The sequence below is a fragment of the Streptomyces sp. TRD_SC_5 genome, from assembly GCF_056836825.1.
Window position 1 is genome coordinate 6422386 of record NZ_JBWZZS010000001.1, and the last position, 24756, is coordinate 6447141.

Consider the following 24756-nt stretch of genomic DNA (forward strand, 5'->3'; position numbering starts at 1 on the left):
GGTCGCGGTTTGTGGGGCGGGGCGTTGATCGACCAAGATGATCTCGGCGGGTTGCCCGCGTCCCGGTTCGTCTTATCGGGGCGTTAACGGGCCGTGAACTCGCGCTTCCGTACATCCGATAGCCTCTGCCGACATGCCGCCGCGCCCGTGCCGGGCCGGAATCCCGCATGCCATTGACATTGCCGTGCACGGCCGGCCATGCCCAGCGCCAAGGAGTGAGTTCGTCTGTCGATCGCCATCCTCACCGGTCCGCCGGTACCCGGATCGCCGCTCGAGGGCGATCTGCGGTCGCTGGGATTCGACGTACGGTCCGCGGCCGATGTGGACGAGACCGCCGAGCTGCTCGACGCGGCGCCCGCCGGTGAGCGGGTCGCACTCGTCGACCCGCGCTTCGTCGGCCACGTCCACTCCCTGCGCCTCGCGCTGACCGACCCCCGCTTCCCGGCCGCCGCGGCCCCCGGCGCGCTCACCGCGCAGCCCGAGGCCCGCGCCGCGCTGGCCCGTGCCGTGCGCAGCGCCCCGGCCGGGCCGGACGCCGTCGCCGCCGCTCTCGACACGGACGGCGCCGACGTACGGAGGCCGGAGCTCGGCTCGCTGGTCGCCGTCGTCGCCACCGGCGAGGACGAGCGCGAGCAGGCCCGCGCCGCCGTCGCCGCCGTCGACGAGGAGGCCGTACGGCTGCGTACGGCCGTGAAGTCCCGCGACGGCTTCTTCACCACTTTCTGCGTCAGCCCGTACTCGCGCTACCTCGCGCGCTGGTGCGCCCGCCGGGGCTTCACCCCCAACCAGGTCACCACCGCCTCGCTGATCACCGCGCTGATCGCGGCCGGCTGCGCGGCGACCGGCACCCGGGGCGGGTACATCGCGGCCGGCGTGCTGCTGCTCTTCTCCTTCGTCCTGGACTGCACCGACGGTCAGCTGGCCCGCTACTCGCTCCAGTACTCGACGATGGGCGCCTGGCTCGACGCGACCTTCGACCGCGCCAAGGAGTACGCGTACTACGCCGGCCTCGCGCTCGGAGCCGCCCGGGGCGGCGACGACGTGTGGGCGCTGGCGCTCGGCGCGATGGTGCTCCAGACCTGCCGCCACGTCGTGGACTTCTCCTTCAACGAGGCGAACCACGACGCGGAGTCAAACACGAGCCCCACGGCCGCGCTCTCCGACAAGCTCGACAGCGTCGGCTGGACGGTCTGGGTGCGCCGGATGATCGTCCTGCCGATCGGCGAACGATGGGCGATGATCGCGGTCCTGACCGCCGTCACCACCCCGCGGATCGTCTTCTACGCCCTGCTCGTCGGCTGCGCGCTCGCCGCCCTCTACACCACGGCGGGCCGCGTCCTCCGCTCGCTGACCCGTAAGGCCCGGCGTACCGACCGGGCAGCCCAGGCGCTCGCGGACCTCGCGGACAGCGGGCCGCTCGCGCAGCTGGTGGCGGCCCGGGGGCCGCGCCTCAAGGGCGCGTGGACCGCACCGGTCGTCGCCACCGTCGGCGCTGTCGCGCTGGTCACCACGGCGCTCACGCAGCCCGTCGGCAGCCGCCAGTTGATCATCGCGGCGCTCTTCTACGCCGTGCTTTCCGGCACAGCGGTCGCGCGCCCCCTCAAGGGCGCCCTCGACTGGCTCGTCCCCCCCGTCCTCCGGGCGGCCGAGTACGGCACGATCCTGATCCTCGCCGCCCGCTCCGAAGTGAACGGAGCGCTGCCTGCGGCCTTCGGACTGGTGTCGGCGGTCGCCTACCATCACTACGACACGGTCTACCGCATCCGGGGCGGCACGGGCGCGCCGCCCCAGTGGCTGGTGCGGACGATCGGCGGGCACGAAGGCCGGACGCTGGCGGTGGTGGTACTCACCACCCTCCTGGCGGCGCGGAACACAGACCTCACCTTGGCGCTCACGGCCCTCGCTGTGGCCGTGGCGCTGGTGGTGCTCACGGAGTCCATCCGCTTCTGGGTGTCCTCCGGAGCACCCGCAGTACATGACGAAGGAGAACCCGCATGATCGGCCTCGTACTGGCTGCCGGCGCCGGACGGCGTCTGCGTCCCTACACGGACACCCTCCCGAAGGCACTGGTGCCCGTGGACGGAGAGACGACAGTCCTCGACCTGACGCTGGGCAACTTCGCCGAGGTCGGCCTGACCGAGGTCGCGATCGTCGTCGGCTACCGCAAGGAAGCCGTCTACGCCCGCAAGGAGGCCCTCGAGGCGAAGTACGGCCTCAAGATCACGCTCGTCGACAACGACAAGGCCGAGGAGTGGAACAACGCCTACTCCCTGTGGTGCGCGCGTGAGGTCCTCAAGCAGGGCGTCATCCTCGCCAACGGCGACACCGTTCACCCGGTCTCCGTCGAGAAGACGCTGCTCGCCGCCCGCGGCAAGGGACAGAAGATAATCCTCGCCCTCGACACGGTGAAGAACCTCGCCGACGAGGAGATGAAGGTCATCACGCAGGACGGCAAGGGCGTCCGGCGGATCACCAAGCTGATGGACCCGGCCACCGCCACCGGCGAGTACATCGGTGTCACGCTCATCGAGCCCGAGGCAGCCGAAGAGCTCGCCGACGCGCTGAAGACGACGTTCGAGCGCGACCCCGACCTCTACTACGAGGACGGCTACCAGGAGCTGGTCAACCGCGGCTTCACCGTCGACGTGGCCCCCATCGGCGAAGTGACGTGGGTCGAGATCGACAACCACGAAGACCTCGCGAGGGGCCGGGAGATCGCGTGCCTGTACTGACCCGGCTCATCCCGTCCCCGGTCGTCGTCGACATCAGCTGCGGCGCCATGGACGACCTGGCCGGCCTGCTGGCCGACCAGCGGATCTCCGCGTCCGGCAAGCTGGCGATCGCGACCAGCCCCGGCTCGGGCCTGGCGCTGCGCGACAGGCTCGCGCCGGTGCTGCCCGGAGCCGACTGGTACGCCGTCGCCGACGGCACCATCGACTCGGCGGTCAAGCTCGCCGACGACATCAAGGGCAAGCGGTACGACGCCGTGGTCGGCCTCGGCGGCGGCAAGATCATCGACGTGACGAAGTACGCGGCGGCGCGGGTCGGCCTGCCGATGGTCGCCGTCGCGACGAACCTCTCGCACGACGGTCTGTGCTCGCCGGTGTCCATCCTGGACAACGACAACGGCCGCGGCTCCTACGGCGTACCGACTCCCATCGCCATGGTCATCGACCTCGACGTGATCCGGGACGCACCGGTCCGCTTCATCCGGTCCGGCATCGGCGACGCGATCTCCAACATCTCGGCCATCGCCGACTGGGAGTTGTCGCACCGCATCAACGGCGAGCCGATCGACGGACTGGCCGCCGCGATGGCCCGTACGGCGGGAGAAGCCGTACTCCGCCACCCCGGCGGGGTCGGCACCGACGAGTTCCTCACGGTCCTCGCAGAGTCCCTCGTGCTCTCGGGCATCGCCATGTCGATCAGCGGCGACAGCCGCCCGTCGTCCGGCGCGTGCCACGAGATCAGCCACGCCTTCGACCTGCTGTACCCCAAGCGGGCCGCGAGCCACGGCGAGCAGGTCGGCCTCGGTGCCGCCTTCGCCATGCACCTGCGGGGCGCGACGGAGCAGTCCGGCCTCTTCGCCGAGGTACTGCACCGGCACGGTCTGCCGGTGCTGCCGGAGGAGATCGGCTTCAGCGTCGACGAGTTCGTCAAGGCCGTCGCATACGCACCTCAGACCCGCCCGGGACGTTTCACGATCCTGGAGCACCTCGACCTGTCCGCAGACCAGATCAAGGACGCTTACGCCGACTATGTCAAGGCCATCAGTAGCTGAACTCCGTCCGGTCGTTCACCCCGAGGGTGTGAAGGACCGGCGCAGCGGTGAGCACTGGGCCGGGCGCATGTACATGCGAGAGATCTCGCTGCACATCGACCCGTACCTGGTGAACACCAAGATCACGCCCAACCAGCTCACGTACCTCATGGTCGTCGTGGGTGTCGCGGGCGGCGCGGCCCTGCTGATCCCCGGGCTGCCCGGTGCCATCCTCGCGGTGGTCCTGTTCCAGATCTATCTGCTGCTCGACTGCGTCGACGGCGAGGTCGCGCGCTGGCGCAAGCAGACCTCGATCACGGGCGTCTACCTGGACCGCATCGGCCACTACCTGTGCGAGGCGGCCCTGCTCGTGGGCTTCGGGCTGCGCGGCGCCGACCTCTTCGGCGCCGGACGGCCCGAGTGGCTGTGGGCGTTCCTCGGAACGCTCGCCGCGCTCGGCGCGATCCTGATCAAGGCCGAGACCGACCTGGTCGACGTGGCCCGCCAGCGCAGCGGTCTGCCCGCCGTGAAGGACGAGGCCTCCGTGCCGCGCTCCTCCGGTCTGGCCGTGGCGCGCAGGCTGGCCGCCGCGCTGAAGTTCCACCGCCTGGTCGGCGGCATCGAGGCGAGCCTGTTCATCCTGGTCGTCGCGATCGCCGACTTCGTCCAGGGCGACCTGTTCTTCAGCCGCCTCGGGATCGCCGTACTGGCCGGAATCGCGATCGTGCAGACCTTCCTGCACCTCGTGTCCATCCTCGCTTCGAGCAGGCTGAAGTGACGGCCGCGGGCGCGGGCACCGGCCTGAAGGCCGGCGCCGTCATCATCACGATGGGCAACCGCCCGGAAGAGCTGCGCGCCCTCCTCGACTCGGTCGCCAAGCAGGACGGCGACCGCGTCGAGGTGGTGGTGGTCGGCAACGGCTCGCCGGTCACCGGTGTCCCCGAAGGTGTACGGACCGTCGAGCTGCCGGAGAACCTCGGCATCCCGGGCGGCCGCAACGCCGGCATCGAGGCGTTCGGCCCCAGCGGCGCCGAGATGGACATCCTGCTCTTCCTCGACGACGACGGTCTGCTGGCGCACCACGACACGGCCGAGCTGTGCCGCCAGGCCTTCGCCGCCGATCCGAAGCTCGGCATCATCAGCTTCCGGATCGCGGACCCCGCAACGGGCGAGACCGCGCGCCGCCACGTTCCGCGGCTGCGCGCGGCCGACCCGATGCGCTCCTCGCGCGTGACGACCTTCCTCGGCGGCGCCAACGCCGTACGCACCAAGGTCTTCGCCGAGGTCGGCGGGCTGCCGGACGAGTTCTTCTACGCCCACGAGGAGACCGACCTGGCCTGGCGGGCGCTCGACGCCGGCTGGATGATCGACTACCGCTCGGACATGGTCCTGTACCACCCGACGACCGCCCCCTCCCGGCACGCCGTCTACCACCGCATGGTGGCCCGGAACCGGGTCTGGCTGGCACGGCGCAATCTGCCGGCCCCCCTGGTGCCCGTCTACCTCGGCGTGTGGCTGCTGCTCACGCTGGCGCGGCGGCCGTCCGTACCCGCTCTGAAGGCGTGGCTCGGCGGCTTCAAGGAGGGTTGGACGACCTCCGCGGGGCCGCGCCGTCCGATGAGATGGCGTACCGTCTGGCGCCTGACCCGGCTCGGCCGACCTCCTGTCATCTGACAAGCTCGGGTCTGAAAGCATCGGGTGCACGCGGGATCCGTAGCCCGTTCCTGCGCCTTACGCCTGCGCATCTTGAACACGAAAGTTTCAACTTGTGAGTGACACAACCCATGACGGTGCGGTCGCGACGAGCGCCCCGCCATCTCCCGACGACGGACTTACCCCGGCGCAGCTCGCCGCCAAGTACGGCCTGTCGGTGAGCGGTGCCCGGCCGGGGCTGATCGACTATGTCCGGCAGCTGTGGGGCCGGCGCCACTTCATCCTCGCGTTCTCGCAGGCGAAGCTGACCGCCCAGTACAGCCAGGCCAAGCTCGGCCAGCTGTGGCAGGTGGCGACTCCGCTGCTGAACGCCCTCGTGTACTTCCTCATCTTCGGCCTGATCCTGGAGGCCGACCGGGGCATGGAGCGGGAGGTGTACGTACCCTTCCTGGTCACGGGTGTGTTCGTCTTCACCTTCACCCAGAGCTCGGTGATGGCCGGTGTCCGGTCCATCTCGGGCAACCTGGGCCTGGTGAGAGCCCTGCACTTCCCGCGGGCCTCGCTGCCGATCTCCTTCGCGCTCCAGCAGCTCCAGCAGCTGATGTTCTCGATGATCGTGCTGTTGATCATCGCGGTGGCGTTCGGCAGCTACCCCTCCCTCTCCTGGCTGCTGGTCATCCCCGCGCTGGCGGTCCAGTTCGTCTTCAACATCGGCCTCGCGCTGATCATGGCGAGGCTCGGCAGCAAGACCCCCGACCTCGCCCAACTGATGCCGTTCGTGATGCGTACGTGGATGTACGCGTCCGGCGTGATGTTCAGCATCCCGGTCATGCTCGCCGACAAGGACCTGCCCGGCTGGGTCACGGACGTGCTCCAGTGGAACCCGGCGGCCGTCTACATGGACCTCATCCGCTTCGGCCTGATCGACGGTTACGGCTCCGAGAACCTGCCCCCGCACGTCTGGGGCGTCGCCGTGGGCTGGGCGCTCCTCATGGGCCTCTTGGGCTTCGTGTACTTCTGGAAGGCTGAGGAGAGGTACGGCCGTGGCTGACGACAAGAAGCAGGGGCGGGTCCCCACCGTCATCGCGGACGACGTGCACATCGTGTACCGCGTCAACGCCGGTGCGGGCGGACGCGGCAGCGCCACCGCCGCCCTGAACCGCATGATGAAGCGCGGCAAGGGCGACTCGCCCGGCGTACGCAAGGTGCACGCGGTGCGCGGTGTCTCGTTCACGTCCTACCGGGGCGAGGCGATCGGCCTCATCGGCACGAACGGGTCGGGCAAGTCGACGCTGCTGCGTGCCATCGCGGGCCTCCTGCCGACCGAGCAGGGCAAGGTCTACACGGACGGCCAGCCCTCGCTGCTGGGCGTGAACGCGGCGCTGATGAACGACCTGACCGGCGAGCGCAACGTCATCCTCGGCGGCCTCGCGATGGGCATGACGCGCGAGGAGATCCGCGAGCGCTACCAGCAGATCGTCGACTTCTCGGGCATCAACGAGAAGGGCGACTTCATCACGCTGCCGATGCGCACGTACTCCTCCGGCATGGCTGCCCGCCTGCGCTTTTCCATCGCCGCCGCCAAGGATCACGACGTACTGATGATCGACGAGGCGCTGGCGACCGGCGACCGGAAGTTCCAGATCCGCTCCGAACAGCGGATCCGCGAGCTCCGCAAGGAGGCCGGCACGGTCTTCCTGGTCAGCCACAGCAACAAGTCGATCAGGGACACCTGCGACCGCGTTCTGTGGCTGGAGAAGGGCGAGCTGCTGATGGACGGTCCCACGGACGAGGTCCTCAAGGCGTACGAGAAGGAAACCGGCCGCTAGGGCGGCGTCCGCGGTCGGTCCCCCGCCGGTCGGTCCGGCGGGGGTTCCGCGTGTCCGCACGGTACGAGCGGCCCGGCGCGCCGTGCGCCCCCCGTCAGACGCGTGCCGGAATCGTCAACTCCCGCTACCTTCGGGAAGGTTGGGGCGTATTGCTGCGTTGTTGTAATGAGACCAACACCCCGGGGCGGTGTGGGTCGTTGTACAACGTAAGCTGTACCAGTGGGCGGCGTGTCCGGAATGGGATGTATTAGGTCGGCAGTGTAGAACGGGAGATGTGACGGCAATGGCTATGGAATCTCTCCAGCTCGAAGACGCTTACGCCGTCCCCGCACCGGGCAGCCCGCGATGACCGGAACCCGGCACGTGCGCACCGACGCACACGCGCGCACGACCCTGGACAAGGCCGCCGACGAGAACTTCCCGGTGGCTCCCTTCTTTCTGCCCCGCAGCTGGCGGGACGACCTGATGGCCGTCTACGGCTACGCCCGCCTCGTCGACGACATCGGTGACGGCGACCTGGCCCCCGGCGGCGCCGACGCCCGCCTGCTCGGCCTCGACCCCGCCGTGGCCGACGACCGCCTGCTCATGCTCGACGCCTTCGAGGCCGACCTGCGCCGCGTCTTCGAGGCCACCGGGGACGGCCCGCGCCACCCGCTGCTGCGCGCCCTCGCGCCGACCGTACGCCGTTGCTCGCTGACCCCCGGGCCGTTCCTCGGGCTCATCGAGGCCAACCGGCAGGACCAGCTCGTACGGCGCTACAAGACGTACGACGACCTCCTCGCGTACTGCGAGCTGTCGGCAAATCCCGTGGGCCGGCTGGTCCTCCAGATCACCGGCACCGCGAGCCCCGAGCGGATCCGCCGCTCGGACGCGGTGAGCACCGCCCTGCAGATCGTCGAACACCTCCAGGACGTCGCCGAGGACCTCGGCCGCGACCGGATCTACCTGCCCGCCGACGACATGGCGCGCTTCCACGTCGAGGAGGCCGACCTGGCCGCTCCGTCCGCGAACGCGTCGGTGCGCGCACTGATCGCGTACGAGGCGGAGCGCGCCGGGCGCCTGCTGGACGAAGGCGCCCCGCTCGTGCGCAGCGTCAACGGCCGGCTCAAGGTCCTGCTGGCCGGTTTCGTCGGCGGCGGACGCGCCGCCCTCACGGCGATCGCGGCCGCCGGATACGACGTCCTTCCCGGACCGCCCAAGCCCACCAAGCTCAGCCTGCTGCGCGCAGCGGGAGCTGTCTTGCGATGAGACCGAAGAGAGGGGTGAGCCGGACCGTGGAGGGACTCACGCAGATGTCCGCACCGGTACTCGCCGCGTACAGCTACTGCGAGGCCGTGACCGGGCAGCAGGCGCGCAATTTCGCGTACGGCATCAGGCTGCTGCCGACCGACAAGCGAAACGCCATGTCCGCGCTCTACGCGTTCTCGCGGCGGGTGGACGACATCGGCGACGGCGCACTGGAGCCCGACGTCAAGCAGGTGCGGCTCGAAGAGACGCGCGCGCTGCTCGGCCGCGTCCGGGCGGGCGTCGTCGACGACGACGACACCGACCCGGTCGGCGTGGCGCTCTCGGACGCGGCACGCCGCTTCCCGCTCCCGCTCGAAGGGCTCGACGAGCTCATCGACGGCGTCCTCATGGACGTACGCGGCGAGACCTATGAGACCTGGGACGACCTGAAGGTCTACTGCCGGTGTGTCGCCGGGGCCATCGGAAGGCTCTCGCTGGGAGTGTTCGGCACTCAGACCGGCGCGCGGTCCACGGAACGCGCCTCCGAGTACGCCGATACGCTCGGCCTCGCCCTCCAGCTCACCAACATTCTCAGGGACGTCCGTGAGGACGCCGAGAACGGGCGCACGTACCTGCCCGCCGACGACCTCGCGAAGTTCGGCTGCTCGGCGGGTTTCCACGGTGCGACCCCGCCCGAAGGGTCCGACTTCACGGGGCTCGTCCACTTCGAAGTGCGCCGAGCCCGCGCCCTGTTCGCCGAGGGTTACCGACTGCTTCCCCTGCTCGACCGTCGTTCCGGTGCCTGCGTCGCCGCCATGGCCGGCATCTACCGGCGGCTCCTCGACCGCATCGAGCGAGACCCCCTGGCCGTACTGCGCGGCCGGGTCTCGCTGCCGGGACACGAGAAGGCGTACGTCGCCGTGCGCGGCCTGTCGGGCCTCGACGCCCGGCACATCTCCCGGAACCACACCAGGAGGCGGGTCTGATGCGGGCCGTTGCGGCCGGCGGGACGAACGCGTACAAGGGAGGCGCAACCCCCCGGCGGGCCGATGCGTCCCTGACTGCAACGGCCCGTCGTCCGTGCATCGCCGGCGAGGCCCGAGGGGAGGGCGTATGACACGCTCCATGCCGACCGCGCCCGTTGGGGCACCGGGCCACGCGGTCGTCGTCGGAGGCGGACTGGCCGGTGTCACGGCCGCGCTCCAGCTGGCCGACGCCGGGACGCGGGTGACGCTGCTCGACGGGCGCCCGCGCCTGGGCGGCCTCGCGTTCTCGTTCCGCCGCGGCGACCTCACCGTCGACAACGGCCAGCACGTCTATCTGCGCTGCTGCACCGCCTACCGGTGGTTCCTCGACCGTGTGGAGGGCGCCGCCCTCGCGCCGCTGCAGAGCCGTCTCGACGTACCGGTGCTCGATGTCGGCCGGACCGCCGGGCCCAGGCTCGGGCGGCTGCGCCGCACGGCGCTGCCCGTACCGCTGCACCTGGCGGCCAGCCTGGCGACGTATCCGCATCTGTCCCTCGCCGAACGCGCGAGCGTGGGGCGGGCCGCGCTGGCACTCAAGAAGCTCGACCCGGCCGATCCCGCCCTGGACGGCGTGGACTTCGCGACCTGGCTGGGCCGCCACGGGCAGTCCGAGCGCACCATCGAGGCGCTGTGGGACCTGGTCGGCGTCGCGACGCTCAACGCGACCGCGCCCCACGCCTCCCTCGGTCTCGCCGCGATGGTCTTCAAGACGGGGCTGCTCTCCGAGCCGGGCGCCGCCGACATCGGCTGGGCGCACGTACCGCTGGGCGAACTGCACGACACGCTCGCCCGCAAGGCGCTCGACTCCGCGGGTGTACGGACCGAGCTGCGGACCAAGGTCACGTCCATCTCCCGTTCGGTGAACGGCGGTTGGGAAGTCGAGACGGCGGGGGAGCGGATCGCGGCGGACGCCGTCGTACTCGCCGTACCGCAGAACGAGACGCACGCCCTGCTGCCCGAAGGCGTCATCGACGACCCCGACCGGCTGCTCGACATCGGCACCGCGCCGATCCTCAACGTCCATGTCGTCTACGACCGCAAGGTGCTGCGCCGGCCCTTCTTCGCGGCGCTCGGCAGTCCCGTCCAGTGGGTCTTCGACCGTACGGAGTCCTCCGGGCTGAGCGGCGGCGGACAGTACCTCGCGGTCTCCCAGTCGGCGGCGCAGGACGAGATCGACGCGCCCGTGGCGGAGCTGCGCGAGCGCTATCTGCCCGAGCTGGAGCGGCTGTTGCCCGCCGCGCGCGGCGCCGGCGTACGCGACTTCTTCGTCACCCGGGAGCGGACAGCGACGTTCGCCCCCACCCCCGGCGTCGGACGGCTGCGCCCCGGCGCCCGTACGCACGCGCCCGGCCTCTACCTGGCCGGGGCGTGGACCGCCACCGGATGGCCCGCGACCATGGAGGGCGCCGTGCGCAGCGGCATCACCGCCGCCGGCGCGGCCCTCTCCGAACTCGGCCGCGCACATGAACATCCGTTGCAGGAGGCGGTATGAGCACTGGCATGGAAACAAGAGGAGAGCCTGTGACCCCGGTGAATCCGGTCGACAACACCACGGTGGACATCGCCGCGCTTCTGGAGCGCGGCCGCACCCTGTCCACTCCGGTGCTGAAGGCCGCCGTGGACCGGCTCGCGCCGCCCATGGACACCGTCGCGGCGTACCACTTCGGGTGGATCGACGCCCAGGGGCGTCCGGCTGACGGCGACGGCGGCAAGGCCGTGCGTCCGGCGCTCGCGCTGCTGTCGGCCGAGGCGGCGGGCGCGGCGCCCGAGGTCGGCGTTCCCGGCGCCGTCGCCGTCGAACTCGTACACAACTTCTCGCTGCTCCACGACGACCTGATGGACGGCGACGAGCAGCGCAGGCACCGCGACACCGTGTGGAAGGTGCACGGACCCGCGCAGGCGATCCTCGTCGGTGACGCGCTCTTCGCGCTCGCCAACGAGGTGCTGCTGGAGATCGGCACCGTCGAGGCGGGGCGCGCCACGCGCCGGCTCACCACCGCGACACGCAAGCTCATCGACGGGCAGGCACAGGACATCTCCTTCGAGCACCGCGAGCGGGTCACCGTCGAGGAGTGCCTGGAGATGGAGGGCAACAAGACGGGCGCGCTGCTCGCCTGCGCGGTCTCCATCGGCGCGGTGCTCGGCGGGGCGGACGACCGTACGGCCGACACGCTGGAGGCGTACGGCTACCACCTCGGTCTCGCCTTCCAGGCCGTCGACGACCTGCTCGGCATCTGGGGCGACCCGGACGCCACCGGCAAGCAGACCTGGAGCGACCTGCGCCAGCGCAAGAAGTCCCTGCCCGTCGTCGCGGCGCTGGCCGCGGGCGGTCCGGCGTCGGAGCGGCTCGGCGAGCTGCTGTCCGCCGACGCCAAGAGCAACGACTTCGACAGCTTCTCCGAGAAGGAGTTCGCCACCAGGGCGGCTCTGATCGAGGAGGCGGGCGGCCGTGACTGGACGGCGCAGGAGGCCCGCAGGCAGCATGCCGTCGCCATCGAGGCGCTGGACGGCGTCGACATGCCCCCGCAGGTTCGTGCGCAGCTCACCGCGCTCGCGGACTTCGTCGTCGTACGAAAGAGATGATCAGCATCCGCCTCATATAACTCGCATGTCGCCGTCCGGTGTCGGGACCCGCCGTAAACCCCGCACCGGACGACGTCGGACCCCAGCACAGCAGATGACCAACTGCCACGAAGGGGAAGCCATGACAGCGACGACCGACGGAAGCCCCGGGGCCATGAAGCCCCGCGCAGCCGCGGCCAGCGAATTTGCCGACAACAACACCCACACCAATAACAATCACACCGATACAGACATCAGCGACGACAGTCCGGTCACCGCCGATGTCCTGGACGCGGCGCGGCGGGCCACGGACCGCGCCGTCGAGCACCTGCTCGCACAGCAGGACGACCAGGGCTGGTGGAAAGGCGACCTCGAGACCAATGTGACCATGGACGCCGAGGATCTGCTGCTCCGTCAGTTCCTCGGCATCCAGGACGAGAAGACGGTCGGGGCCGCCGCGCTCTTCATTCGCGGCGAGCAGCGTGACGACGGTACCTGGGCCACCTTCTACGGCGGTCCCGGCGACCTTTCCACCACCATCGAGGCGTACGTCGCCCTGCGACTGGCCGGGGACCGGCCGGACGATCCGCACATGGAGCGCGCCGCCGCCTGGATCAGGGCGCGCGGCGGCATCGCCGCGAGCCGCGTCTTCACCCGCATCTGGCTGGCGCTGTTCGGCTGGTGGAAGTGGGACGATCTGCCCGAGCTGCCCCCCGAGCTGATCTTCCTTCCGTCGTGGTTCCCGCTGAACATCTACGACTTCGGCTGCTGGGCCCGGCAGACCATCGTGCCGCTGACCGTCGTCTCGGCGAAGCGGCCGGTGCGTCCCGCCCCGTTCGCGCTCGACGAGCTGCACACCAACCCGCGGGTGCCCAACCCGCGCAAGCGCCTTGCCACGCCCACCAGTTGGGAGGGCGCCTTCCAGCGGCTCGACAAGGCCCTGCACGTCTATCGCAAGCTCGCGCCGGCCAGGCTGCGCGGCGCCGCGATGAAGAGCGCGGCGCGCTGGATCGTCGAGCGGCAGGAGAACGACGGCTGCTGGGGCGGAATCCAGCCGCCCGCCGTGTACTCCCTGATCGCGCTCCACCTGCTCGGGTACGACCTGGATCATCCGGTGATGCGGGCCGGCCTGGAGTCGCTCGACCGGTTCACGGTGTGGCGCGACGACGGCGCCCGGATGATCGAGGCCTGTCAGTCGCCGGTCTGGGACACCTGCCTCGCCACCATCGCGCTTGCCGACGCGGGGGTACGGCCCGACGACCCGGCCCTCGTCAAGGCCGCCGACTGGATGATGCGGGAGCAGATCCTGCGGCCCGGAGACTGGGCCGTACGCCGGCCCGGACTGGAGCCGGGCGGCTGGGCGTTCGAGTTCCACAACGACAACTACCCGGACATCGACGACACCGCCGAGGTCGTCCTGGCGCTGCGGCGCGTCGCGCACCCGGACCGCGCGCGGATAGAGGCGACCGTGGACCGCGCCGTCCGCTGGAACCTCGGCATGCAGTCCAAGAACGGCGCCTGGGCCGCCTTCGACGCCGACAACACCAGCCCCTTCCCCAACCGGCTGCCCTTCTGCGACTTCGGCGAGGTCATCGACCCGCCGTCCGCCGACGTCACCGCCCACGTGGTGGAGATGCTGGCCGTCGAGGGCAAGGCGCACGACCCGCGCACCCGGCGCGGCATCGAGTGGCTGCTCGCCGAACAGGAGGCGAACGGCGCCTGGTTCGGACGCTGGGGCGTCAACTACGTATACGGAACAGGGTCGGTCGTACCGGCGCTGACCGCGGCCGGGCTGCCCGTTTCCCACCCCGCGATCCGCCGCGCCGTCGACTGGCTGGAGTCCGTCCAGAACGACGACGGCGGCTGGGGCGAGGACCTGCGCTCGTACCACGAGGCCGGCTGGGCCGGGCGCGGCGCCTCGACCGCGTCCCAGACCGGCTGGGCGCTGCTCGCCCTGCTCGCGGCGGGGGAGCAGGAGGCCAAGTCCGTCGAGCGGGCCGTCACCTGGCTCGCCGAGACCCAGCGGGAGGACGGCTCCTGGGACGAGCCGTACTTCACGGGCACCGGATTCCCGTGGGACTTCTCCATCAACTACAACCTCTACCGGCAGGTCTTCCCGCTCACCGCCCTCGGACGGTACGTGCACGGGGAGCCCACCTTCCCGGGCCTGGGCACCCGGGAAGGGGCCTGATGGGCCCGACGGACCCGATGGCCCCCATGAGCGGGATCCCGGAGCCCTCGCGGCCCGCGCCGCTGCTGATCGCCTGCGCGCTCGGCATCGAGCAGTTCGCGCTGCGCAGCGGCCACCGCAGGGAGGCTCCGGGGCCCGTGACCGTACTGCGTACGGGCATGGGGCCCAAGGCGGCGGAGGCCGCCGTCACTCGCGCGCTCGTCGCCGGCGGGCCGGCCGGGGACACCGCCGTCATCGCCTCCGGCTTCTGCGCCGGGCTCGCACCGGGGATGCACCCCGGGGACCTGATCGTCGCCGACGAGACCCGCGGCCCCCACGGCAGCACGGCCTGCACGGGCGTCGAACTGCTGGCGAAGGCGCTGGCCAGGGCGGTGCCGGGGCGCGCCGTACACACCGGCCCGCTGACCGGCTCCGACCATGTCGTACGCGGACCCGAGCGGGCCGAGCTGCGGGCCACCGGGGCCATCGCGGTGGACATGGAATCCGCCGCGACGCTCTGGAGCGCGCTGCGCGCCGGACCGCGTCCGATTGCGGCCGTTCGGGTGGTCGTGGACGCTCCGGAGCATGAGCTCGTACGCATTGGCACGCTTCGCGGTGGAATATCGGCCTTTCGTGTTCTCCGCGCAGTTATGCCTGCCTTTTTTGAATGGCACCGTTCTTTGCTGCTCCCCAGGAGGTGAGCTAGATGGCCATGCCGCTCCGTCAGACCATCAGGGTCGGGACGTACCTCGTTGAACAAAAGCTCCGCAAGCGTGAGAAGTTCCCGCTCATCGTCGAGCTCGAACCTCTTTACGCCTGCAACCTCGCTTGCGAGGGCTGCGGCAAGATCCAGCACCCCGCCGGTGTCCTGAAGCAGCGCATGCCCGTGGCGCAGGCCGTGGGCGCGGTACTCGAGTCCGGCGCTCCGATGGTCTCCATCGCGGGCGGCGAGCCGCTGATGCATCCTCAGATCGACGAGATCGTGCGGCAGTTGGTGGCGAAGAAGAAGTACGTGTTCCTCTGCACCAACGCGATGCTGCTGCGCAAGAAGATCGAGAAGTTCACCCCTTCCCCGTTCTTCGCCTTCGCCGTGCACATCGACGGGCTGCGGGAGCGCCACGACGAATCGGTGGCGAAGGAAGGCGTGTTCGACGAAGCGGTGGAAGCGATCAAGGAGGCCAAGAAGCGCGGCTTCCGGGTCACCACCAACTCCACCTTCTTCAACACCGACACCCCCCAGACGATCATCGAAGTGCTCAATTACCTCAATGACGACCTGGAGGTGGACGAGATGATGATCTCGCCCGCCTACGCGTACGAGAAGGCTCCCGACCAGGAGCACTTCCTCGGCGTCGAGCAGACCCGCGAGCTGTTCAAGAAGACGTTCGCGGGTGGCAACCGGCGACGCTGGCGGCTCAACCACTCGCCGCTCTTCCTGGACTTCCTGGAGGGCAAGGCGGACTTCCCGTGCACGGCGTGGGCGATCCCCAACTACACGCTGTTCGGGTGGCAGCGGCCCTGCTACCTGATGAGCGACGGATACGTGGCGACGTACCGGGAGCTCATCGAGGACACCGACTGGAGCAAGTACGGACGGGGCAAGGACCCGAGGTGCGCCAACTGCATGGCGCACTGCGGCTACGAGCCCACGGCCGTCCTCGCGACCATGGGCTCGCTCAAGGAGTCCCTGCGCGCGGTCCGCGAGACGGTCTCGGGGAACCACGGGTGATGTGACGGGACGGGCGGGCCCGCGAGAGCGGGTTCACCCGTCGACGGGAGTGACCATCGGCCTCGGGCCGGCGGCCGGGGAAGCCGGGGCCGCCCCACTCGGGAACGCTAAGGAGACCGCGCAATGACGGATGTCGCGCCGAAGGGGTTCGACCTGGCGAAGCTCCTCGCCGAACGCGGGACCGAGCGTTACGAACTGCATGCCAGACACCTGAACCACCAGCTGCCCCGCATGCTGCGCACCCTCGGCTTCGACAAGGTCTACGAGCGGGCCGAGGGCGCCTACTTCTGGGACGCGGAAGGCAACGACTACCTGGACATGCTCGCCGGCTTCGGCGTGATGGGTCTCGGCCGGCACCATCCCGTCGTACGCAAGGCGCTGCACGATGTCCTGGACGCCTCGCTCGCCGACCTGACACGCTTCGACTGCCAGCCGCTGCCGGGGCTGCTCGCCGAGAAGCTGCTCAGCCACAGTCCGCACCTGGACCGGGTGTTCTTCGGCAACAGCGGCACGGAGGCCGTCGAGACCGCGCTGAAGTTCGCCAGGTACGCGACGGGCAAGCCCAGGATCCTGTACTGCGCCCACGCCTTCCACGGCCTGACCACGGGCTCGCTGTCGGTGAACGGCGAGGCGGGTTTCCGTGACGGCTTCGCGCCGCTGCTGCCCGACACCGCGATCGGGCTCGGCGACCTGGACGCCCTGGAGCGGGAGCTGAGGAAGGGCGACGTGGCCGGCTTCGTCGTCGAGCCGATCCAGGGAAAGGGTGTGCACGAATCCCCGCCCGGGTTCCTGCGCGCCGCCCAGGAGCTCCTGCACCGCCACAAAGCACTGCTGATCGCCGACGAGGTGCAGACGGGCCTGGGCAGGACCGGGGACTTCTACGCCTACCAGCACGAGGAGGGCGTCGAACCCGATCTGCTGTGCGTCGCGAAGGCGCTCTCGGGCGGCTACGTTCCGATCGGCGCGACCCTGGGCAAGGACTGGATCTTCAAGCGTGTCTATTCGTCGATGGACCGGGTGCTGGTGCACTCGGCCAGCTTCGGCTCCAACGCGCAGGCGATGGCGGCGGGCCTCGCCGTTCTCGCGGTGATGGAGGACCAGGAGATCGTCGCGAACGCCCGGCGCTCCGGCGACCTGCTGCGCGAACGGCTGGCCGCGCTCATCGGCCGCTACGAGCTGCTGCACGACGTACGCGGGCGCGGGCTCATGATCGGCATCGAGTTCGGCCGGCCCAGCTCCCTGAAGCTGCGCAGCCGCTGGACCATGCTCCAGGCCGCCCGCAAGGGTCTCTTCGCGCAGATGGTCGTCGTACCGCTGCTCCAGAAGCACCGGATTCTCACGCAGGTCTCCGGCGATCACCTCGAAGTGATCAAGCTGATTCCGCCGCTGATCGTGGGCGAGAGGGAGGTGGACCGGTTCGTCGGCGCTTTCACTGCCGTGATGGACGACGCGCACAGCGGCGGCGGTCTGATGTGGGACTTCGGCAAAACACTGGTGAAGCAGGCGGTCGCCAACCGGTGATTTTGCCTCAGAGGCAAATTACTTGCCTCACGGGCAATCCCTCTGGCCCAATGGCGGCATGACATCCCGCCCCGAAGAGCCGCCCGCAGGAGCGCTGCCCCCGGTCGCCCCGCGACTGCGCGACCTGCGCCGGCACAGCGGCCTCACGCTGGAGGCGGCCGCCCGCCGCGCCGGGCTCTCGCCCGCGCACCTGTCCCGCCTGGAGACGGGACAGCGCCGGCCGTCGCTGCCGATGCTGCTCGCGCTGGCCCGTGTCTACGGTACGACGGTGTCCGCGCTCCTCGGCGAGACCCCGGGCGACCGGGACGCCGTACTGCGCGCGGACGAGAGCGAGGCACGGGAGGCCGACGGCTGGACGTACCACCGGGCGGGCGGCTCGGGGCGCGCCATGCAGGCGCTGCGGGTGCATGTCCCCTACGGCGCTCAAGGGGACCTGGTGCGCGTCCATCCGGGCGAGGAGTGGCTGTACGTCCTGTCGGGGCGGCTGCGACTGGTGCTCGGCGAGAGCGTCCACCGCCTCGATGCCGGGGGCAGCGCGCATTTCGACTCGCTGACCCCGCACCGCATCGCGGCCGCCGGCCCGGCCGGGGCCGACCTGCTGTTCGTTCCCACCTTGCTGCAGAGCGCCACCGGCGGCCTGTGCCTGCCCCAGGAGACCTGACATGCCGCAGCCCGAAGAGAAGACCACCGTTCGCCGCTTCGCGGAGGACAAGATCCCCAGGGGCCTGGCGGTCCGCGTCTTCGTGTACGTCGTCGCGGGCCACCTCTTCGCGGCCTTCGTCTACCTGCTCTTCACGCTCGGCGGCCAGCGCTGATCTTGCGGCCGACGCCGGTACTCGCGGCCGACACCGGTACTCGATGTGATCAGCTCTTGTCGAGCAGGCGCGTCCGCAGCCGCTCCCGGGTCTCCGGAGTGATGCCCAGCCCCTCCGCGAGGTAGCGGTCGGTGGTGCCCCAGATCTCCTCGATCGTCTCGAAGGCGGCGTTCAGATACTCCGCGCGGGCCTCGAAAAGCGGGCTGAGCAGCTCCATGACCTCGGGTGACATCCCGGCCGACGAGTTGTCGCTGCGGCGCACCTTGTAGCGGCGGTGCGGGTCGTTCGACTTCAGGTAGTCGGCCTCGATGGCCTCGCGCTCCACGCCGACCGCCAGCAGGGCCACCGCTATGGACAGGCCCGCCCGGTCCTTGCCCGCCGCGCAGTGCATGAGCGCGGGGACGGCTTCCTCGGCGAGAGCGTGCAGCACCTGGCTGTGCTCGGCCGTACGCTCCTTGATGATCACGCGGTACGTCGCCGACATCCGGTCCGCGGCCTTGCCGTCCGAGAGGATCTCGCGCAGCTCGTCGAGGTTCCCGTCGCGGACCATCTTCCAGAACACGGCGCCGTCGGCCGGGTCCGTCAATGGCAGGTTGACATTGCGCACCCCCGGCAGCTCGATGTCCGGGCCTTCCAGTTGCTGGTCCGCCTCGTTGCGGAAGTCGAAGATCGTGTGGAGGCCCAGCGAACCCAGGAACGCCGCGTCGGCGGCGGTGGCGTGCGCCAGGTGACCGCTGCGGAAGAGGACTCCGTGCCGTACCCGCCGCCCGTCCACCGTCGGCAGGCCGCCCACATCACGGAAGTTGCGCACGGCGGCAAGCTCGGGCTCCTGCTCGGGCTCTGTCGACGGGACCTGCGGCAGCTGCTGTGTCACGTGGGCTCCTGAAGTCTGCCGTCGGCGCTGCTCGCCGACTTCGGCGCGTTTCGACGATACGACATGGGTTCGTTGGGCAACCATCTCGGCCGACCCGGCGCGGCCTGTCGTGGAGTCGCCTGCTCTTACCGCTACAGGATGGGGCGTAAGTGATTGTTCGGGTGAAACGGACTATGTCCTGCTAACTCCCCTTGTAGGTACGGGAAATGGTGAGACCGCTGGTGAGCAGGATCATATTCGTGACGGTGCGTGGCGAAGCGCCGTGGGTAAATACCAGTTCACAGGCGGGGCCCAAAGATCCGTAATCCACAGAGGGTGACGGGAATTGCGTCATGAATTCTTGTGGGGCGACGGCGGAGTGAATGGACTGGCTTGTACGGGGGAGCCGCGTCGGCTTACGGTCACCGTCAATCCGGGTGGACCGCCGAATCCTGCCACCTCCCGGAATCCGCACCCACACTCACTCACGCGTGGCAGGAGCGGGGGACCCAGGTAAGTACGCCGGTCATCCGGATGTTCCACGTCCGGACCGGCTTTGGGGTTAAGTCGCGCAACAGCGCGGCCGGGCATCTCCAGCCCGAACCCGACAGCTCACCTCGTAGGCGCCGGAGAGGAATGTTCCATGCCCGCAAAGGGTAAGCACCGCCGCCCGAGGTCCAACTCGCTCACGCGCGGATTCGCCGCCGCCGGAACGGGCGGGGCAGTACTCGCACTTCCCCTCATCGCCGCCACCGGCGCGAACGCCGCGGAGAAGGCGGCCCCGGCTGCCGCGTCCGCCGGCCAGGCCGCCGCTTCGGACGTTGCCAAGAAGGCGACGCCCAAGAAGAAGACCAGCACCAAGACCTACGCCGTGGTCGCCGGCGACTACCTGTCCAAGATCGCCGACGAGCAGGACGTGCGCGGCGGCTGGCAGAAGCTGTACGACGACAACCGTGAGGTTGTCGGCGGCAACCCCTCGCTGATCCTGCCCGGCATGAAGCTGACCATCGGCGCGAAGGCGGCGGCGCCCGCGAAGGCCGCACCCGCGAAGCCGGCGCAGCCGGCGGCCAAGGCGCCCGCGCCCGCCGCCCCGAAGGCCGAGCCCAAGGCCGAGGTCAAGGCCGAGGTCGAGAAGCCCGCCCCCGCCGCCGCGCAGAGCACCGGATCCGGCTTCACCGCCCCGGTCTCCGCGGGCGTCACCACCCCGTACCGCGCCGCCGGCGGCAGCTGGTCCAGCGGCTACCACACGGGCGTCGACTTCTCCGCGTCCAGCGGTACCCCGGTCAAGGCGGTCGGCTCCGGCACCGTCGTCTCCGCGGGCTGGAGCGGGTCGTACGGCAACGAGGTCGTCATCAAGCACGACGACGGCCGGTACTCGCAGTACGCCCACCTGTCCTCGCTGTCCGTCTCCTCCGGCCAGAGCGTCGGCGGCGGCACCCAGATAGGCCTCTCCGGCAGCACGGGCAACTCCACCGGCCCGCACCTGCACTTCGAAATCCGCACCGGCCCGAGCTACGGCTCGGACGTCGACCCGCTGGCCTACCTGCGCGGCCACGGCGTCACTGTCTGATCCGTCTGGTCGGTCAGGTCCGCCTGGTCCGTCTGGTCCGTCCTGAACGACGCTCCCGTACGCCCCCTTTTGCTGCCACGCCCGGCGGCAAAAGGGGGCGTACGTGCGTTTCGGGTCTATTCCGGATTGGGTGAATCTTGACCGGTGTCATATGTCACGCCGCGTCAACCCCTCCCTACGGTGGCGTAGGTCACTCGCTCCAGTGAAGGATGTGCCGACGTGGCAGACGATTCGAGATCATTCAGTACAGGCACCATCGGGTCGTACGCGGCGATCGGCGACAGCTTCACCGAAGGCGTCGGAGATCCCGGACCCGACGGTGCGTTCATCGGCTGGGCCGACCGGCTCGCCGTACTCCTCGACGACCGCGTCCCCGAGCACACGTTCCGCTACGCCAACCTCGCCGTACGCGGCCGCCTCCTCGACCAGATCGTGGCCGAGCAACTCCCGCGCGCGAAGGAACTGGCCCCCGATCTGGTGAGCTTCTGCGCCGGCGGCAACGACATCCTCCGGCCCGGCAGCGACCCCGACGACGTCGCCGAGCGCTTCGAGCGGGCCGTCGCGGACCTCACCAACGCGGTGGGCACCGTCATGGTGACCACCGGCTTCGACACGCGCGGCATTCCCGTACTGCGCCATCTGCGGGGCAAGATCGCGACGTACACCGCTCACGTACGGGCGGTCGCCGACCGGTACGACTGCCCGGTGCTCGACCTGTGGTCGCTCAAGTCCGTCCAGGACAGGCGCGCCTGGGACGGCGACCGGCTCCACCTCTCGCCCGAGGGCCATACCCGGGTCGCGCTGCGCGCCGCACAGGTGCTCGGGCTCGGTGTACCGGCCGATCCGGACCAGGCGTGGCCGCCGATGGCGCCGCGCGGCTCGCTGGAGATGCGCCGGGACAACATCCAGTGGGCGCGCGAGTATCTGGTGCCGTGGATCGGGCGGCGGCTGCGTGGGGAGTCGTCAGGTGATCACATCGAGGCGAAGAGGCCCGATCTGCTGCCCTTGTGAGAGGGGGACGGGAACGCGGGGCGTGCGGGGTATGCGCTCCAGGATGCCGCCCGCGAACACGTCGTACAGCGGCAGCGTCTCCAGGTGGACGTAGCCGATGTGGCAGTCGCAGGCGGCGAGCGGGCAGGCGCGCGGGCGCAGTGCCCGGCGGTACGAACCGTCGTAGAGGTTGCCGAGTTCGGCGGGTACGAAGTGGCAGCGGCGCACCGTGCCTTCGCCGTCCACCGAGATCACCGATTCGCCGGTCCGGCACGGGAGGCCGGCGGAACGGTGCGGGTGGCGGCTGTACGGGAAGAGGGGGTCCAGGGCCGTCCACCGGCCGGCTTCCTCGTCCGTATAGGTGCGGCCCTCTGCCGCGTTGATCCACAGGTAGACCTCGGAGGGGAGCGCGGCGCGTAGCCTTCGTGCTTCTTCGAGGTGCTCCGGGAAGCCGACGACGCCGACGCTGAACCGCACGCCGCGGGCGGTCAGTTCGCGGCACTTGGCGAGGAAGCGGTCGTACGGTGTCTGACCTGGGTGGTACGTACACCACAGCGCGAGCGTGCCGAGGTCGGCGCCGGCTTCGGTGAGCCAGTCGGTGCGGCAGCTCAGGTTCGTCTGGATGGCGACGCGCCGGATGTGCGGCAGCCGGGACAGCTCGGTGAGGGCGCGGCGGTACCAGGAGCGGACCAGGCCCTCGCCCCAGGGCGTGAAGAGCACCGAGAGGCGGTCGCTCGTCTGCGCGGCGGCCCACGCGGTGAAGCGCTCCAGCGCGGCTCGGTCGGCGCGCAACTGCTCAGGGCTGTCGCGCCGTTTGGCGAACGGGCAGTACGGACAGTCGTAGTCGCAGGAGGCGAGCGGGCCGCGGTAGAGGATCGTCAGGTCCGTCGGGCTCGTCGGGTCCATGACCGGGCTCACTTCGGTTCGTACGCGGCCATGGCGGCCCGTACGGAGTCGGAGAAGAGCTCGGGACCGATCGCGTCGGAGTGCGCGAGGCCTTCGGGGGAGAGGCGCAGCAGAGCCTTCGGGGCGCTGTCGTCGAGCCAGCCGAGGGCGGCGAAGCGGTCGAGCTCGGCGGGGAAGTCGTCGGCCGGGTCCGTTCCGAACCGTTCGCGGTAGCCGGCCAGTGGCATGCCATCGGCCTGGAGGAGCGACTGGAGCAGATGACGGCGGCGGGCCTCGTCGGCGTCTGCGTACCAGCCGGTCTCCGCACGGGAGAAGTCCTCGGTGGTCGTGTAGGCGTCGATGATTTTGCGGACCTCGCGCATGTCCACGGCGTAGTCGAAGGAGTAGTGGAGCGCGGAGGTGTACGAACGGGCTCCGCAGCCGAGGCCGATCATGCTGTCGGTCTGGCAGGCGTAGTCGTCGGCCTCCTGCTTCGGCGCGTCCGTGCGGCGGAACATCCGCATCGAGACCTGCTCGTAGCCGTGGGCGAGCAGATGGTCCCTGCCCTGGCGGTAGAGGCGCAGCCGCTGGGTGTCCCACGCGGCGTCGGCCTCCGCGCCGATGCGGCCGAGGCCCGTGAGCGGGCGTATGTACAGGGGATAGAGGTAGAGCTCCTCGGGCCGCCAGGCGAGCGCCGCGTCGAGCGAGGTGCGCCAGGTGTCGGGGGTCTGGCCCTCGATGCCGTAGATGAGGTCGATGTTGAGGGTGGGGATGCGGGCGTCGCGGACGGCGGCGAGGGCCGTCTCGACGTCGGCGCGGCGCTGGGGGCGCACGGCCGCGCGGGCCTCGGAGTCGACGAAGCTCTGGACGCCGAGGCTGAGCCGGGTCGTGCCGCGGGCGGCGAGCACGGCGAGACGGTCGGGGGTGGCGGTGGCCGGGGATGCCTCGACGGACAGGGGTACGGCGCCGAGGTCCGCGCCCATCCGCTTCTCCGCGATGTCGCAGAGCCTTTCCAGCTCGCCGGCGTCGAGGAAGGTGGGGGTGCCGCCGCCGAAGGCCGCGGCGGCGAATCCGACTCCGTCGTCGCCCAGGGCTTCGCGGACGGCGCTGGCCTGGCGGTCGAGCGCGTCGAGGTACCGGCCGGTCAGCTCGTCCGGGGCGCCGATCCGGGTGAAGAGATTGCAGAAGCCGCAGCGGACCTCGCAGAACGGTATGTGGAGGTAGAGGGAGAGGGCGTTCCTGGGCTCCGCCGACCAGAGGTCACGGAGCGCGGGGCGGCTCCCCAGCTCGCGGTACGCCGTCTTGTGCGGGTAGGCGTAGACGTAACTCTGGTAGGGGCGCGGCGGCGTGGTGCTCATCGGGTGGCCCCTTGGTCGAGAGTGAAGTGGGCGTAGGGGACGGTCCAGACGGAATCGTGGCCGAGGCGGTGACCGGTGTAGCCGTCGTCGCCGTACGCGGTGCCGTGGTCGGAGCAGACGATCGCGAAGCAGGGGCGGCGGCTGCTCGCGGCGGCGAACAGGCGGCCGATGTGCTCGTCGACGTACTCCAGAGCGGCCGCGTGGGTGGCGCGCGAGTCACCGGCCGCGTGGGTGGCGCCGGGGAGGTGGAACCAGTTGGGCTGGTGCAGGGCGGAGACGTTGACGAACAGGAACAGCCGTTGGCCGGCCGGGAGGGCGGCGACGACCTGCTCGGCCCGGGTGACCTGCGCCTCGAAGGAGGTGGGCGAGGCCACGCCGAACTCCGGCTCCCAGTGGCTCTCCTGGAACATGCCGGGCAGTACCGAGCCGAGCGGGCCCCGCCGGTTGAAGAAGCCGACGCCGCCGATGCACACGGTGTGGTAGCCGGCGTCCGCGAGACCGGAGACGAGATCGGGCGCGTCGAAGACGAAGGTGCGCTCGGCCGTGGTCTCGCTGCCGGCGAAGCGCGCGGCGAAGAGCCGGGGGTGGGGCCCGGGGGCGGCGGGCGTGGGCAGGAAGCCCGCGAAGATCGCCTGGTGCGAGGCGTAGGTGAAGCTGCCGGGGGCGTGTCGCTTCTCCCATACGCCGCCGGGCAGGTGCCGGGCCAGGTTCGGCAGGCGGCCCGCGGCGGCGAGTTCGGCCGCTACATCGTGGCGCAGGGTGTCCAGGGTGACGAGCAGCAGGTCGTGGCTGCCGACGATCTCGTTCAT

At 70.4% G+C, this 24756-nt stretch carries 23 protein-coding genes and 1 riboswitch; of the genes, 19 read left to right on the top strand and 4 right to left on the bottom strand.

What is annotated here, in order from left to right; translation table 11 throughout:
- Positions 1 to 225 precede the first annotated feature (225 nt).
- From AC1P0E_RS29375 to AC1P0E_RS29455, 17 genes are all read left to right on the top strand, one after another.
- On the top strand, positions 226 to 1998 hold the full coding sequence (locus AC1P0E_RS29375) for a DUF5941 domain-containing protein (RefSeq protein ID WP_482745947.1): 1773 nt from the start codon (positions 226 to 228) through the stop codon (positions 1996 to 1998).
- Positions 1995 to 2732 carry a phosphocholine cytidylyltransferase family protein gene (locus AC1P0E_RS29380; RefSeq protein ID WP_482745126.1) on the top strand — a complete coding sequence of 246 codons (738 nt, stop codon included), beginning with the start codon at positions 1995 to 1997 and terminating at the stop codon, positions 2730 to 2732. The genes AC1P0E_RS29375 and AC1P0E_RS29380 overlap by 4 nt, the downstream gene beginning before the upstream one ends.
- Positions 2720 to 3781: an iron-containing alcohol dehydrogenase family protein gene (locus tag AC1P0E_RS29385; protein WP_482745127.1), complete on the top strand. Its 1062-nt coding sequence runs from the start codon at positions 2720 to 2722 to the stop codon at positions 3779 to 3781. Before AC1P0E_RS29380 ends, AC1P0E_RS29385 begins: the two co-directional genes overlap by 13 nt.
- Positions 3759 to 4538, top strand: a complete 780-nt coding sequence (locus AC1P0E_RS29390) for a CDP-alcohol phosphatidyltransferase family protein (RefSeq protein WP_482745128.1) — start codon at positions 3759 to 3761, stop codon at positions 4536 to 4538. Before AC1P0E_RS29385 ends, AC1P0E_RS29390 begins: the two co-directional genes overlap by 23 nt.
- Before the next feature lie 50 nt (positions 4539 to 4588).
- Complete coding sequence (locus tag AC1P0E_RS29395; RefSeq protein WP_482745948.1) at positions 4589 to 5434, top strand: glycosyltransferase family 2 protein; 846 nt, start codon at positions 4589 to 4591, stop codon at positions 5432 to 5434.
- Between the two features lie 94 nt (positions 5435 to 5528).
- Entirely contained in the window at positions 5529 to 6464 is a 936-nt protein-coding gene (locus tag AC1P0E_RS29400) for an ABC transporter permease (RefSeq protein ID WP_482745129.1), read from the top strand.
- A complete protein-coding gene (locus AC1P0E_RS29405; RefSeq protein WP_482745130.1) occupies positions 6457 to 7242 on the top strand; it encodes an ABC transporter ATP-binding protein in 786 nt (261 codons plus the stop codon). Before AC1P0E_RS29400 ends, AC1P0E_RS29405 begins: the two co-directional genes overlap by 8 nt.
- A 345-nt stretch (positions 7243 to 7587) precedes the next feature.
- The gene (gene hpnC, locus AC1P0E_RS29410; RefSeq protein ID WP_482745131.1) at positions 7588 to 8490 is read left to right on the top strand and encodes a squalene synthase HpnC; all 903 of its coding nucleotides are present in this window, start codon (positions 7588 to 7590) and stop codon (positions 8488 to 8490) included.
- Positions 8487 to 9455, top strand: a complete 969-nt coding sequence (gene hpnD / locus AC1P0E_RS29415; RefSeq protein WP_482745132.1) for a presqualene diphosphate synthase HpnD — start codon at positions 8487 to 8489, stop codon at positions 9453 to 9455. Before hpnC ends, hpnD begins: the two co-directional genes overlap by 4 nt.
- A gap of 127 nt (positions 9456 to 9582) precedes the next feature.
- Positions 9583 to 10986: a hydroxysqualene dehydroxylase HpnE gene (hpnE, locus tag AC1P0E_RS29420; RefSeq protein WP_482745133.1), complete on the top strand. Its 1404-nt coding sequence runs from the start codon at positions 9583 to 9585 to the stop codon at positions 10984 to 10986.
- Positions 10983 to 12077 (top strand): polyprenyl synthetase family protein, encoded by a 1095-nt coding sequence (locus tag AC1P0E_RS29425; protein ID WP_482745134.1) that lies wholly within the window; start codon positions 10983 to 10985, stop codon positions 12075 to 12077. Before hpnE ends, AC1P0E_RS29425 begins: the two co-directional genes overlap by 4 nt.
- A 121-nt stretch (positions 12078 to 12198) precedes the next feature.
- Positions 12199 to 14247 carry a squalene--hopene cyclase gene (gene shc / locus AC1P0E_RS29430; RefSeq protein WP_482745135.1) on the top strand — a complete coding sequence of 683 codons (2049 nt, stop codon included), beginning with the start codon at positions 12199 to 12201 and terminating at the stop codon, positions 14245 to 14247.
- 26 nt (positions 14248 to 14273) lie between these two features.
- Positions 14274 to 14927 carry a phosphorylase family protein gene (locus tag AC1P0E_RS29435; RefSeq protein ID WP_482745136.1) on the top strand — a complete coding sequence of 218 codons (654 nt, stop codon included), beginning with the start codon at positions 14274 to 14276 and terminating at the stop codon, positions 14925 to 14927.
- Between the two features lie 5 nt (positions 14928 to 14932).
- On the top strand, positions 14933 to 15955 hold the full coding sequence (gene hpnH / locus AC1P0E_RS29440; protein WP_482745137.1) for an adenosyl-hopene transferase HpnH: 1023 nt from the start codon (positions 14933 to 14935) through the stop codon (positions 15953 to 15955).
- Positions 15956 to 16078: 123 nt separating this feature from the next.
- Positions 16079 to 17476: an aspartate aminotransferase family protein gene (locus AC1P0E_RS29445; protein WP_482745138.1), complete on the top strand. Its 1398-nt coding sequence runs from the start codon at positions 16079 to 16081 to the stop codon at positions 17474 to 17476.
- Between the two features lie 58 nt (positions 17477 to 17534).
- Positions 17535 to 18137: a helix-turn-helix domain-containing protein gene (locus tag AC1P0E_RS29450; protein ID WP_482745139.1), complete on the top strand. Its 603-nt coding sequence runs from the start codon at positions 17535 to 17537 to the stop codon at positions 18135 to 18137.
- A gap of 1 nt (position 18138) precedes the next feature.
- Entirely contained in the window at positions 18139 to 18291 is a 153-nt protein-coding gene (locus AC1P0E_RS29455) for a DUF6126 family protein (RefSeq protein WP_482745140.1), read from the top strand.
- A gap of 49 nt (positions 18292 to 18340) precedes the next feature.
- Here the strand turns inward: AC1P0E_RS29455 and AC1P0E_RS29460 are convergent, their stop codons facing one another.
- Complete coding sequence (locus AC1P0E_RS29460; RefSeq protein ID WP_482745141.1) at positions 18341 to 19165, bottom strand: tyrosine-protein phosphatase; 825 nt, start codon at positions 19163 to 19165, stop codon at positions 18341 to 18343.
- A 447-nt stretch (positions 19166 to 19612) separates the two neighbouring features.
- A riboswitch (cyclic di-AMP (ydaO/yuaA leader) is annotated at positions 19613 to 19785 on the top strand.
- Positions 19786 to 19787: 2 nt separating this feature from the next.
- Between AC1P0E_RS29460 and AC1P0E_RS29465 the strand changes: the two genes are divergently transcribed.
- Together AC1P0E_RS29465 and AC1P0E_RS29470 are read left to right on the top strand one after the other, a co-directional pair.
- The gene (locus tag AC1P0E_RS29465; protein ID WP_482745142.1) at positions 19788 to 20714 is read left to right on the top strand and encodes a M23 family metallopeptidase; all 927 of its coding nucleotides are present in this window, start codon (positions 19788 to 19790) and stop codon (positions 20712 to 20714) included.
- Positions 20715 to 20933: 219 nt separating this feature from the next.
- Entirely contained in the window at positions 20934 to 21725 is a 792-nt protein-coding gene (locus AC1P0E_RS29470) for an SGNH/GDSL hydrolase family protein (protein WP_482745143.1), read from the top strand.
- Here the strand turns inward: AC1P0E_RS29470 and AC1P0E_RS29475 are convergent.
- The 3 genes from AC1P0E_RS29475 to AC1P0E_RS29485 are packed head-to-tail and all read right to left on the bottom strand — an operon-like array spanning position 21678 to position 24756.
- A complete protein-coding gene (locus AC1P0E_RS29475) occupies positions 21678 to 22610 on the bottom strand; it encodes an STM4011 family radical SAM protein (protein ID WP_482745144.1) in 933 nt (310 codons plus the stop codon). The genes AC1P0E_RS29470 and AC1P0E_RS29475 overlap by 48 nt on opposite strands.
- Before the next feature lie 8 nt (positions 22611 to 22618).
- Positions 22619 to 23947 carry an STM4012 family radical SAM protein gene (locus AC1P0E_RS29480; RefSeq protein ID WP_482745145.1) on the bottom strand — a complete coding sequence of 443 codons (1329 nt, stop codon included), beginning with the start codon at positions 23945 to 23947 and terminating at the stop codon, positions 22619 to 22621.
- On the bottom strand, positions 23944 to 24756 hold the full coding sequence (locus AC1P0E_RS29485; protein ID WP_482745949.1) for an STM4013/SEN3800 family hydrolase: 813 nt from the start codon (positions 24754 to 24756) through the stop codon (positions 23944 to 23946). Before AC1P0E_RS29485 ends, AC1P0E_RS29480 begins: the two co-directional genes overlap by 4 nt.